Source organism: Shimazuella sp. NTD247 (assembly GCF_059510415.1).
In genome coordinates, this window is the sequence record NZ_JCAJZU010000013.1 from 1 (window position 1) to 11,962 (window position 11,962).

An 11,962-nucleotide genomic window follows, 5' to 3' on the forward strand; every position below is an offset into this window, starting at 1 on the left:
AGTAGATCCTATTGGGCCGGTTGGGCCTGTAACTCCAGTAGATCCTATTGGGCCGGTTGGGCCTATAACTCCAGTAGGTCCGGTGGATCCCGTATCTCCTGTCGCTCCAGTCGTTCCAGTCGTTCCAGTGGCTCCGGTTGGGCCTATAACTCCAGTAGATCCGGTGGCTCCCGTATCTCCTGTCGCTCCAGTCGTTCCAGTGGCTCCGGTGGCTCCAGTTGGCCCAATAACTCCAGTAGGTCCTATTGGGCCGGTTGGGCCTGTAACTCCAGTCGTCCCGGTGGCTCCCGTATCTCCTGTTGCTCCAGTCGTTCCAGTGGCTCCGGTGGCTCCGGTTGGACCAATAACTCCAGTAGGTCCTATTGGGCCGGTTGGGCCTGTAACTCCAGTCGTTCCGGTGGCTCCGGTAGCTCCAGTTTCACCGGTTACTTGGAGTATGATTATATCTAAAGGAGTAATAGCGCCAATAGCTCCAATTTTTTCTCTGATATCCCATTTATATGGCAAATAACTGTCTCCTTTCTTCTTTTTATAAACATTTCCTTTTAAATCAACAAGACTAAAAACCTTTATACACAACAAAAAACTGTTATGGAACACGAATATTTCTCACTGGGAGCATTCGATCCAAACATACATATATATTCTATTCACAAGTGTGCAAATAGCTACTAATACGAAAGGAAATAGACAAACATTTTCTTTGGCAATCCAAGATGTAAATATAAAGGAACTAGTAATAAAACAGGAACGCTATTCCCTATTCCTCTACTATAAAATTTATCAGTATGTTGCAATTTTTATTAGGAGAGTGAAAAAGGCTATTATTGCTTTTTCTTCAATACAGAACGAAAACAATAAAGGGTAGGAGGGTGAAAACGAGAATAAAGTGCGTCTTCTGGAAGTTCATAGGAAACATCCCCATAGAAAGTTAAACACGACTGCTTTATCGCTTCTTGTAATATATCAAATTGAATATCTGGAAAATCAAAAGTCAACACGAGCAAACCATCGTTTTTTAACACCCTATTAAATTCTTGGAAAGCCCCAAACAGTGAAGTTTTATCCATATGTTCTAAAACAGAAATGCAAAATATTTTATCAAACTTGTTGTTTTCATATGGCAATTCACTTAAATTTGCTACAGAGAAATCTACTCTATTTATATATGATTTATCCAATTGAGCAGCTACATCTGCGCCAAAAAATGCCTTGACATCTTGTATTATAGCTTCGGGATCTAATATTCTGGGATCAAGGTCACAGGCATAAACCGCTTGACATTTATCCGTTAAATAAAATTTAAAGGGGTGGCACAATCCACAAGCTGCATCCAAAACAACATCATCTTTGCTTACAAATTGACTCGCCCATTCATATTCATAAAACCGACTCCACCAATCATAAGGGAGTTTTAATAGTGTTGTATCTGTTTTTTCATCCGAATGAACAAAAAAACGAGAATCGTATTTACTCATATCACATCTCCCGTTTTTCCTCTTTTATTTGAACCAATGTCCATCGCTCTTGACCCAATATTTCTCTATAAATCTCATCATAAAAAAACACTCTCTGCAGGTCTTGAAGGAAAGGATAATGATCAAAATCATCAATTAAGATAAGTGCATTTTGTTTTAAAACATTGCGAAATAAGGGATAAGCAAGAGAACGGCCATTTCCATGTGGGCCATCCACTATCATGACATCAATTGATTTTTCTTCTATTGGCAAATCTCCGACTTCTGCATAAAAAGTATTACGAATGGTATATAAATCATAATCTTGTGAGGAAACTGGTTTTCCAGAGGACTCCCAAAGAGATAGAGATTGATCCTGCGCTGTAAAAATATCTTCCCATTCTTGGTCAGTTATCTGCTTTAATGTTTGAGAGAATACCTGAATATGATCAAAATTCTCCACACGTTCAGACAATACTTTCGCCCATTCATGATGATGTTCTAATGTAGTGACTTGAATAGGTAACAATTCACAATGAAGTAACTCACTCCAGAATAAAGTGGATTGACCCCCTCCAAGCTCTAAAATGTGATAGGGTTCATCTCTAACTTCCAAACGCCGACAAAGATGAGTAATTGCTCGACTGCTTAAAGCCATTCCTCCATATCCCCACCCCGATTGCGTAGAAAGTTGGATTACTTTTTCAATATCTTTTACCAACATAACTTTATGCCTCCCATGGTAACAAGTGAGGTTGTTCATCCAAAATGGAATCATATTGCTCCTTCCAGCCAAATTTCCCTTCCGGATCTAATTCCATATAGCGATCATATTTTTTCTTGCGATCTTCGGGGGATGCCCATCCAAGATGCTTAATTCGAGCTGGATGACAAAAATAGGGAAATTGGTAGACCTCGATGGGAAAACGTCCGCAATGCTGGGCAGTTTCCTTCCATGTATACTCCAAGTCATCTCGATATCGAATCATAAATGGACGGTAAAACTGATGTGCTTTCCAAAAATTATCTTCTCTATAATGGGTTTCATTCCACATATCATACAATCGAAAGTAGATAGCATCATACTTTTGCTGTTGGTGTATGTCTTCAATTTGCTGTGCAAATTTTTCTTCGAACATTTCATCTGCATCCAAATTTAGAATCCACTCAGGCTTAGTTTTCACTGTCTCTTCCCATTGCTGTTTGCGAAGGGTAACTTCGTTTGCAAATTGCGAAGTTTCATTTTGAATAAGTTGTAAAGGAATATCATGCAATACTTCTTTACATACTTCCACTGTATCGTCTGTACTCCCGTCATCTATGATCACAGCTTCGTTAATGTAAGGTAGATGACTCTCCAAAACTTGTCGAAGGTAACGATCAGCTTCATTTTTTACAATCATAGAAAGGGTTATTTTAGATGTCATACAATATCTCCCCTTCTTTCTTTTTATATATCACCAATATCTGTTTTGCATTCCAATGCGTATTCGTCATGAGGCGACAATCGATTTCTTTTAAAAATGTTAAACGACAATCATCTATTTTCTCTGGAAAATGTTCATAATCAAAACGAAAGAAATGTTCATAAGTGCCTGTATCATCTTGAAAAGGAAGAAGCAATACTAAATACTTATTTGATTGCTGTAGTAATTTATGCAAAATAGGAAAAGGATCATGAAAATGTTCCAATGTATTTGAGGAGAATATGATATCGTATTGATCGGTCATTTGTAGAACATCTGCTACGGCAAATGTATAAGAAGGGTAATATTGCTTGGCTTTATTGATTGCTTCCCCAGAAAAATCAACTCCTGTAACTTTTGCAGTGGGAAATGCCTTTATTAAAACATCCACTCCATCGCCTAATGCACAACCTACATCACACATGCTATACGAGTGAGCATGAATTTCTTCTTTAAACCAATCTGGAAAATGATCCAGTGCCACATTAGCAAAAAAAATCGTTTGATCACGACCACGACGCGCTTCCCAAGTATGGGTAAACAACATATCCCAATAATCTTCACTATTTGGTGGAGGCTGTTGCAAGGTATACACTCCTTACTTTTTATAGACAACTAAAACCTGTTTGGATTGACAATAAGATTGTGGAATTTTACCACAGTCTATTTCTTCTAGAGTAGTAAGCTGAAATTGATCAATTGAGTCAGGAAACGAATCAAACGTAAAAACAGCTTGATTTTCTTGTGTTTTCTGTTCAGCTTGAAATGGCAATAACAATACAACATAATGCTTTGCTTTTTGCATCAATTGCTCCAATGTAGCAATTGGATCTGTATAAAGAGCTAAAACATTGGAACAAAAAATGATATCATAATCGTTTGTTATGTCATCTATACTTTCTACCTGAAACGAATATTCTGGATAAGAAAGACGTGCTTTGTTAACAGCCTCTGTAGAAAAATCGATTCCTTCTATCGTGGAAAGCGGAAAAGCTTTGGCATACACTGTTATCGCATCACCTAAGGCACATCCCGCATCACAGAGATGATAAGAAGAGTTTTGAATCTCCTTTTTAATGTTCTCTGGGAGATAATCAACGATTACATTTGCAAAGAAAGATGTTTGATTCCTCCCATTTAGATTTTCCCAATCGGTTAAAAAACGAATATCCCAGTAGGTTGATGTTGTTGGAGAAAATGTTTCTCGGCGCTCTACCTTCTTTATTTCCTTGCTTTTAGCTAAGTCTGAAAGTATCGGTTCTATTTCTTTCACTCTTGCCTCCCACGATTCTTGTAAAGCAAAAGATTGAAGTTCTTCGGAGTGTTTTGCGATGATATGCTCTATTTCCTTTACCCACTCTGTTGCAGTAGCACCTGTCGCAACATAAGGACAATCGACCGCTTCTTGAATAGGAGTAGATATAACAGGAACTCCTGCTGCTAAATACTCATACATTTTGATAGGAGAGCTGCTATGTGTCATATCGCGAACTTGAAAAGGTACCATACCAACTGCAAATTGCCCAACATAAGAAGGCAATTCATGATAAAATTTCCTACCCAAGAAAAAGACATTTGGACAATCTGCAAATATGCTTTCTACACCTATATAATCATTTCCTAAAAGGACAATAGACCAATCAGAGCGTTGTTTAGCAACTTCTTTCACTATCGAAACATCAATCCAAGACGCAATAGATCCCATAAAACCTAAAATAGGTTTAGGGATATGTTGCAATTCCAGGGGAGCTTTCATCTTTTTTGCATCACAAAAATGTTCAAAATCAGCAGCATTAGGCATCAAGATAAGAGGTTTTTCTGGGAAAAGCTGCTTCACCATATGATATAATCGCTGACTGACAACTGTAATAACATCTGCTGCCTCCATCGCTTTTTGGAGATCAAGGTTATTCCAGACAGAAAATTCTTCTGCTGCTTCATCAATATAATCAAAAACGACCAAATCTGCATGAAATGTATCTTTCATTCGATAGTAAGGTGGATGAGTTACCCATAACACAGTTGATTCCTCTGCTTTTGGAAGAATAGAACGACAATCACAAATTTCAACACCATCTCGATAATAAACTGTTCCATCATATCGGCCATACTCCATAAAAACTGCACGATGTCCTAATTTTGCAAAAGCTTTCATCAGTTGCTGAGGACGTTGAAAGACAAGACTGCCTTCCCAATGAATAGTTGCTGGATAAATAACTTTCATTTGGTTGCTCCTCTATCTGCTAATTGCTCAAAGTATTTTTTGTTATGTAAAATACTCGGATGGATTGGGTTTAGTAAATAAGCTTGATTATTGTGGTCGATAGCTTTTTCTTTATTTCCCAGCTTGTCGTAACACAAGCATAACTGTAAGTGGGGAAGCCAGCTCCAAGAGGCATGATCCAAGGAACCCATTATTTCATATGGTTTTTGTAACTTGGTAGCCAGTTCGTACCAAAACACTGCTTGATCTAATTGATTTTGCTCTAAAAATAAAGCGCCAACACGGCAACAAGCTTCTGCCCTTGGTCGATCAAAATGAAAGGTTCTTAGTATCGCTTGTTGTTCTTGATCAAACTCACACAAGTGATGATAACAGTCAGCAAGTTTCAAACAAGCCGCTATGTTATCTTCCACCCAACCTTGTTTGGTAAAAAGAAATTTTTCATAATAGGTCACTGCTTCTTCATAAAAAGCATTATCGCGCAATTCATTTGCAAAATAATACAAATCACGAACGGAAAACTCAGCTCCGCAGCGCTGATGATTTCGATAGATCTGCAAGTTGCGATCCGTATATGCTTTATCTTTTTTATGCGTGACAGCAATATCGCTATGTATGATGTTACCTGTTACTTCCAAATATTCGTGCACATATCCTATCCAACGAAAGTTACAAGCTCTTCGTACTAGTCGATTTCGCCTTAAACTATGCGTTACATTTCCTTCTTCATCAAAGGAAAGATGATAATGCATTGTTACGCTGTCGATTTCAGGGTCAAGTGTTTTCTTAAGAGATAGTAAAGAAACTTGATCGTTTTCCTGCAAAAAATCATCTGCGTCAAGCCAAAGAATATATTCTTTTGTAGCAAGACTAAAGGCGTAATTTCGAGCCGCAGAAAAATCATCGATCCAATCAAACTCATAAATTTTCGCACCAAACTTTGCTGCTATTTCTTTCGTTTGATCTGTTGATCCTGTGTCAACAATAATGATCTCATCCACTATTTTTTGAATAGAAGACAAACATCTCTCTAGTACATCCTCCTCATTTTTTACAATCATACAAAGACTGATAGTTACTCCCTCATCCTGATTCATGGAAATACGACACCTTCTTTTAAAAGTAGGTAATCCTGTCAAATCAGACGGTCGATAAATATGATAAGCTGGATAATAAGTATCTACATATAGGGAAAATCCGAGAGCAGCTGCACGAATCGAAAAATGCCGATCCTCTCCCCAATAAGAAAGATTGGGTATTTCCGCGAATTTCACCCCTGCTTCAAGCGCTTTTTGGGAGATTAAGGTACATGCTCCAAGTCCCCCAATTTCATATGTCCCCGGCTGTCGTAACTTCTCCAAAAAAGAATGGGTTCGCTGTCCAATTTCCTCCTCTGTTAATGTCTCGTTTCGACGTTTGGTGTAAAGTGTATATTCATCCTGTAACCACACTTGTGGTAGTTCAGATGCAGCCGGCTGCCATTTCGTCCAAAAAATATTTGAAACAATATCTTTTTCTGTTTTTATGAGTTGTTTGAGTGTACGAGGATGCAACACAAGATCAGAGTCAACCAAAAAAAGAAAATCAAAATTATTTTGTATCGCATATGCAATAATTTGATCTTTCATCTCTGCTACTTTCCAAATCTGATCTTCTTTCCAATAATGCGTATATTCATCACAATGATAGGTTCCTTTTTCTCCTTCATATTTATCGATAACAACCGTTTCCCGATCATTTGCAAATTTTTGAAGTAAATCTTTGGATTCGTCCCTTATATTGTCATCTATAAATCGATATTCGATCATTAAATTTTCCTGATCTAACTCTGTGAGAGATGTCAGAAATTCTTGCAGGATTTCGGGTTGTTGTTGAATAGGACTACCTATTAAGATGCGCTTGGTCATGTCACTCCTCCAATCACCAAAGCTACCTCAAATTATATATGTTTAAGGTGTTGATTTTATTCAGAAAATAAGAGGAGATAAAAGCTTCATACAGATTTTTTGGCTTTCATAGTGGTAACTTAACCTCATTATCATTCCCGATTAAAACTGTGGGTTCCTCACTCGCAAAACCTTTCATGGTTACTTTTTCATTACATCAACAGTCTGAAGGGAAAAAAGTCCAATCAATACTCTCTATATTGCATTTACTATTAGGAAAAAATGATGAAGAAGGTGAACAAGTGAGCTTCCCAAATATACCTAATATAACTCCGACGATTTCTTTATCCGAAAAGGATTCTATTTCCTTATTACTGAGTTCCATTGCATTAGAGGAACTGGCTTTAGCGCATATCATGAACGCTGAAGCTGAAAAAATACAATTTGTTTTGGGCACCTTGCCCAAAACAAAAAACACGATTCATCCTCCATACGTAACTATTTCCGATCTCTTAGCAGTAAATACAGATGTCCGCAAAACGCTGCAGGAAGTAATTAAGAAAGAAATGCTCCTTCAATTTAAATTAGAAAATATTTTACAACTCACAACTACAACATCGTCATCGACAACTACAACATCGTCAACAACAACTACTACGACAACTACAAAAACTACTACCTCCACCACTTCTACGACAACTACAACAACATGCGGATGTATGGTAACAAGCCCAGCAGGTGGTAGCTTTAATATTACAAGAGGTTCAGGAGCAAATGACGTAACTGTTGTATCTAATGGAGTAACTCAACCAGCACATGCACATGGTTCAGTGACTTTTTGTGGACATATTTGTTTAAGCTGCACATCAGATAATCAGTTTATATTTGACTTTGGAGGAACAGCAACAATACATCCTTTCAGATTCACAGCGACTACTTTTCATGTCCCGCATTGCCCAAAAGACATTGTGACCATAACAGGTGAAGGCAATACCACTAATACTGCTTTATTTGGTCCAAATCCTGTATCATACACTCTCGATTTAAATGGCGTAACAAATAATAAACATATTTCATTATTAATTATTGGGAGCAACGGAAGCGTATTTTTTACAACCATATCAAAACTCGGGAATCACGAGTTAGCTGTTACTAATTGTCCCTAGTTTCGCAAAAATTGTAATAACTCATGTTACGTTTAAGCTATAGGTGGCCGATTGGTCGCCTTTTGAATTAAATATTTCAATCGACTGCCAAAATCGTTCCTGTTAAAATTTCTTTTTTTCATAATGTCATTTTTAAAAGTGGTTCCAATTGATTGTTCCATACCCATTGAGGGCTATACCTCTGTCTGGCCAAAGTTTTGGCGTGTATAACCGCATTTTCTCTCATCAAATTGACAATTTTTGCTGCATGATGTTCTAAATATGCTTCCTCAGACGGGTGATAAGTCTCAGAAGTATCATATCCAAAGTTACGTGCATCCCATCTCATAAAAAATGCATTTAATTTTTTCCCTAATTCTTCAAGAGCTGGAACTGCTTCATTCACAACAATAAAATTCCCCTGACTCGCTGCTTCTAATACCGTTAGACCAAATGATTCCGAGAACGAGGGACAGATAAACAGATTGGCTAATGAAAAAAGCTCCATCACTCCTTTTCTAGGAAACCCACTTTCAAATCCGATATCAGATGTAAAAATTATATCTTTGAGATCAAGCCCGGATTCACAACCTTCTAGTTGAATTAGTGTTTTATACGTTTTTGGATCGATGTCCTTACTGGAAAAATCACAGAATACAACTTTTACATTTTTTTCGCTTCCTGTTTTGATAGCACCACATAGAGAGGCCACTTTTTCAAATTTTTTTGCTGGAGTTAGACGACCTGGATAAATAACAAGAATGTCAGCTGAAAGTATATCTATATTTTTAATCACTGTTCTAACTTCATCGCTTAAAAAACCAAGAAAATCAACACTATTGTTTACTACTTGACATTCCCCTTCGGGAACGCCATATTGCTTTGCTAAAGCAGGAATCCCTGAATAAGTTGGATATACGAAAATTGTGTTTGGCATAGGAGTGTAGCGAGCTGAAAATGGCCAATCTACATTTAATGGGCGGTTAACAGGTGCGGAGTGAGTAAAGGCTAAAAATCTCAAGTTTGGTAATTGTTGCTGCGCCTGACGAACCGCCACATTATGAACAAGATGCCATCCTTGGTAATGGATATCATGCATTAAACAAACATCCACATCTGACAATTTCTCTACCAAATCAACTGCTATCCTATCTACTTCTTTAAAAAAACTTTCGTGAACTTTCCCAGTTGGCTGAGAATAATCTTTCCAATGGATGAGTTCTCCATCAATCTGGTTTGCAATTTTTACCCATTCAATTCTCTTATCCAAATAAACACCGTATCTCTCATGATCTGGACAGTGCTCACTGACAAGTAATTTGATTTTCACATTTGCATCCAGAAGCATTCGAAGCTGTTCAGCAACTATACTCACTAAAGAATACGTGTTATTTAAACCATTAAACATGGTTAAAATTGCAACCTTCAATGTATCTCCCTCCATTTCATCTTGGAATAGTTAACTATTAAAAATCATGTCTTTTTCCAATTTCTAATGATGATGTTCTTCAATTTGACTTATCAATTCCAATATATTTTCAAACTTAAATTGAAGAAGCATCTCTTTTTTTATCACATCTTGCAAAACACTACGCACATTTCCATTAAGAAGCAATAATTCATTGATAGATACCTTATCTGGAGGATCATTATCTCTATCCAAAGTCCCTAAAACAAATTGTATCTTTTCTGCTTCTGCATTGATCAAATGAGCAAGAGCTAATTCCTCGAAAGCAATCGAAGACAATAAAAGTGATACAGTCTGCCCTGGAGTAATACCAATAATCGGTGTGATATTAGGTATAGTTGGTTGAGACATATCTTCACTTCCTTTTTTAGGATCATTTACAAGTCAATATATTCTTTACTCATAATATAGTTGTTTGTCCTGTAAAAAAATCTCATCTGCTTCTATTCCCATATATTTGATCATAACCATAGGAGTAAAAGTATTTGGAAAGGAAGGAAAATCATGAGTATCCCGCAAATACCTGATGGAAAACATCGGCCATCCTTTTCTGAAGTAATCATCGATTTATTAGAATCCATTGCTTTAGAAGAAATAGCATTGGCTAATCTGATTCATGCAGAAGCTGAAAAGGTACAAGCATTTGTAGGAAAAAATTTAGACTTCCCCACGTGCCCCTCTAATGTGGAAATAAATCAGTTCAACAATGAAGTTTTAAAACTAATGGATGTTATTGTGATGAAGGAATGGTTATTGCTGAGAAAGTTTGAAAACGTTATGCATTGTTTCGATTGTGATGATACTCCCATCGATTCAAAAGAGGGAGAGTAAGATGAATATGGAACGTTCGCATGCCAAATACATAAATGCTTATAATCAGTTTCAGTCTGCTATTTACCAATTTGTTCATGCTTATCAACTGCTGCTAACAGCTTACCAACAAAAAAAATCTACTCATTCTGCTTTATTCATGGGAAAAGCAAAACTGACTTTCAGCGAAATTTTTCATTTATATACTGTCAAAATGGCTATTTGTTCTGCCTGCAAATCCAGTCTGAAGCCTAAATCATCTCAGGTAGATCTGTTTGATTATTTAGAAGAGTTTAAAGCGATGCTAAAAGATAGAAACAATCAATCAAAAAAAATGATAAGAGGGTACACTCTATTTCAATTCCAAGTACAGAAAGGGCGGAGGAAAATGAAATGAAAGGAAAAAAACTTTCACTTTGTATGATTGTCAAAAATGAAGAAGCATTCATTAATAACTGCCTGAATAGCGTAAAAGATGTTGTAGATGAAATGATTATTGTCGATACTGGATCAACTGATGAAACAGTAAAAATATGCAATTCGGCAGGTGCCATTGTAATACACAAAGATTGGGAAGATAACTTTGCAGCTGCAAGAAATTATGGACTCGAACATGCGAAAGGAGATTGGATTCTTTGGTTAGATGCAGATGAAGAGGTTGCGAAAGAAGATGCAAATAAATTGCGCAGTGTGCTTACCGAAACAGAAGAACATATTGCTGGCATTCAATTAATTAATTATTATGGCTCCTATCCAATTCATCCTGATCATGCTTATTTGATTAACCATCATCGATTATTTCGAAATCATATGGGTTTTCAATTTAGAAATAGAATCCATGAACAACTTAATGTTCAGGAAGTCTTAGGCAGTATTGATCATTTGTTTACTTTGCCAGTAAAAGTTTACCACTATGGTTATATGAACGACATTACCATCAAAAAAGAAAAACACAAACGAAATATCCATATACTAGAGAAAATGAAACAAGAAGCGAATACAGATCCTTGGATTGATTATCATTTAGCAAATGAGTACTACCGAAAACAAGAATACAAAGAAGCATTTCAATACATTAATGAATCTATATTAAAGTTTATCCAGACTCAGCAAACACCACCGTCACTTATATATAAGTTAAAGTATGAAATCCTTATTACCTTAAACAGCTTTGATGGTGCTTGGCCAGCCATCGATAAAGCTATCGCCCTTTATCCTGATTATGTCGATCTTCATTTCTACAAGGGATTGATCTTTATAGGGATGGAAAAATATAAAGAAGCAATCAAAGTATTTCAGCATTGTCTTTTTTTAGGAGAAGATAACCTTCAACACCTCACTTTAAAAGGAGCAGGAAGTTTTCAAGCTTGGTACTATCTTGCCAAATGTTATATTCAATTAAATCAAAAGGAAAAAGCTACTCTTGCACTTGAAACGTGCCTTAGTCAATGCCACGATCACCAACTGGCTAAAATAGAATTAGAAAAAATAAAAAACCCTTCCTAA

The 11,962-nt window shown here is 36.7% G+C and carries 13 protein-coding genes and 1 pseudogene; 4 read left to right on the forward strand and 10 right to left on the reverse strand.

The window, feature by feature from the left end; translation table 11 throughout:
* The 8 genes and pseudogenes from AC5WOC_RS20875 to AC5WOC_RS20910 form a co-directional block, all read right to left on the reverse strand.
* On the reverse strand, positions 1-507 hold a 507-nt coding region (locus tag AC5WOC_RS20875), incomplete at its 3' end, for a hypothetical protein (protein WP_496057359.1).
* 317 nt (positions 508-824) lie between these two features.
* A complete protein-coding gene (locus AC5WOC_RS20880) occupies positions 825-1,478 on the reverse strand; it encodes a class I SAM-dependent methyltransferase (protein ID WP_496057360.1) in 654 nt (217 codons plus the stop codon).
* Between the two features lies 1 nt (position 1,479).
* Positions 1,480-2,181, reverse strand: coding sequence for a class I SAM-dependent methyltransferase (locus AC5WOC_RS20885; protein WP_496057361.1), 702 nt, complete (start codon positions 2,179-2,181; stop codon positions 1,480-1,482).
* Positions 2,182-2,185: 4 nt separating this feature from the next.
* On the reverse strand, positions 2,186-2,884 hold the full coding sequence (locus AC5WOC_RS20890) for a glycosyltransferase (RefSeq protein WP_496057362.1): 699 nt from the start codon (positions 2,882-2,884) through the stop codon (positions 2,186-2,188).
* On the reverse strand, positions 2,874-3,509 hold the full coding sequence (locus AC5WOC_RS20895; RefSeq protein WP_496057363.1) for a class I SAM-dependent methyltransferase: 636 nt from the start codon (positions 3,507-3,509) through the stop codon (positions 2,874-2,876). The genes AC5WOC_RS20890 and AC5WOC_RS20895 overlap by 11 nt, the downstream gene beginning before the upstream one ends.
* Before the next feature lie 12 nt (positions 3,510-3,521).
* Complete coding sequence (locus tag AC5WOC_RS20900) at positions 3,522-5,147, reverse strand: methyltransferase domain-containing protein (RefSeq protein ID WP_496057364.1); 1,626 nt, start codon at positions 5,145-5,147, stop codon at positions 3,522-3,524.
* A complete protein-coding gene (locus AC5WOC_RS20905; protein WP_496057371.1) occupies positions 5,144-6,244 on the reverse strand; it encodes a glycosyltransferase family 2 protein in 1,101 nt (366 codons plus the stop codon). The genes AC5WOC_RS20900 and AC5WOC_RS20905 overlap by 4 nt, the downstream gene beginning before the upstream one ends.
* A gap of 405 nt (positions 6,245-6,649) precedes the next feature.
* Positions 6,650-7,054 (reverse strand): annotated as a pseudogene (locus tag AC5WOC_RS20910) (glycosyltransferase family 2 protein); the annotation flags it as partial.
* Between the two features lie 281 nt (positions 7,055-7,335).
* On the opposite strand from AC5WOC_RS20910, the gene AC5WOC_RS20915 reads away from it, so the two are divergent.
* Positions 7,336-8,199, forward strand: coding sequence for an alpha-helical endospore appendage domain-containing protein (locus AC5WOC_RS20915; protein ID WP_496057365.1), 864 nt, complete (start codon positions 7,336-7,338; stop codon positions 8,197-8,199).
* A 118-nt stretch (positions 8,200-8,317) separates the two neighbouring features.
* On the opposite strand, the gene AC5WOC_RS20920 is transcribed toward AC5WOC_RS20915, so the two are convergent.
* Together AC5WOC_RS20920 and AC5WOC_RS20925 are read right to left on the reverse strand one after the other, a co-directional pair.
* Positions 8,318-9,607, reverse strand: coding sequence for a glycosyltransferase (locus tag AC5WOC_RS20920; protein ID WP_496057366.1), 1,290 nt, complete (start codon positions 9,605-9,607; stop codon positions 8,318-8,320).
* Between the two features lie 63 nt (positions 9,608-9,670).
* Entirely contained in the window at positions 9,671-9,997 is a 327-nt protein-coding gene (locus AC5WOC_RS20925) for an alpha-helical endospore appendage domain-containing protein (RefSeq protein WP_496057367.1), read from the reverse strand.
* Between the two features lie 153 nt (positions 9,998-10,150).
* Between AC5WOC_RS20925 and AC5WOC_RS20930 the strand changes: the two genes are divergently transcribed.
* The 3 genes from AC5WOC_RS20930 to AC5WOC_RS20940 are packed head-to-tail and all read left to right on the forward strand — an operon-like array spanning position 10,151 to position 11,962.
* Positions 10,151-10,477: an alpha-helical endospore appendage domain-containing protein gene (locus AC5WOC_RS20930; protein ID WP_496057368.1), complete on the forward strand. Its 327-nt coding sequence runs from the start codon at positions 10,151-10,153 to the stop codon at positions 10,475-10,477.
* A gap of 1 nt (position 10,478) precedes the next feature.
* On the forward strand, positions 10,479-10,853 hold the full coding sequence (locus tag AC5WOC_RS20935; protein ID WP_496057369.1) for a hypothetical protein: 375 nt from the start codon (positions 10,479-10,481) through the stop codon (positions 10,851-10,853).
* Positions 10,850-11,962, forward strand: a complete 1,113-nt coding sequence (locus AC5WOC_RS20940) for a glycosyltransferase (protein WP_496057370.1) — start codon at positions 10,850-10,852, stop codon at positions 11,960-11,962. Before AC5WOC_RS20935 ends, AC5WOC_RS20940 begins: the two co-directional genes overlap by 4 nt.

Excerpts from the sequence above, each read along its gene's own strand:
- AC5WOC_RS20890 (WP_496057362.1), bottom strand. The coding sequence starts at position 2,884 with ATGACATCTAAAATAACCCTTTCTATGATTGTAAAAAATGAAGCTGAT.
- AC5WOC_RS20905 (WP_496057371.1), bottom strand. The coding sequence starts at position 6,244 with ATGAATCAGGATGAGGGAGTAACTATCAGTCTTTGTATGATTGTAAAA.
- AC5WOC_RS20925 (WP_496057367.1), bottom strand. The coding sequence starts at position 9,997 with ATGTCTCAACCAACTATACCTAATATCACACCGATTATTGGTATTACT.
- AC5WOC_RS20940 (WP_496057370.1), top strand. The coding sequence starts at position 10,850 with ATGAAAGGAAAAAAACTTTCACTTTGTATGATTGTCAAAAATGAAGAA.
- AC5WOC_RS20935 (WP_496057369.1), top strand. The coding sequence starts at position 10,479 with ATGAATATGGAACGTTCGCATGCCAAATACATAAATGCTTATAATCAG.
- AC5WOC_RS20930 (WP_496057368.1), top strand. The coding sequence starts at position 10,151 with ATGAGTATCCCGCAAATACCTGATGGAAAACATCGGCCATCCTTTTCT.
- AC5WOC_RS20900 (WP_496057364.1), bottom strand. The coding sequence starts at position 5,147 with ATGAAAGTTATTTATCCAGCAACTATTCATTGGGAAGGCAGTCTTGTC.
- AC5WOC_RS20885 (WP_496057361.1), bottom strand. The coding sequence starts at position 2,181 with ATGTTGGTAAAAGATATTGAAAAAGTAATCCAACTTTCTACGCAATCG.
- AC5WOC_RS20880 (WP_496057360.1), bottom strand. The coding sequence starts at position 1,478 with ATGAGTAAATACGATTCTCGTTTTTTTGTTCATTCGGATGAAAAAACA.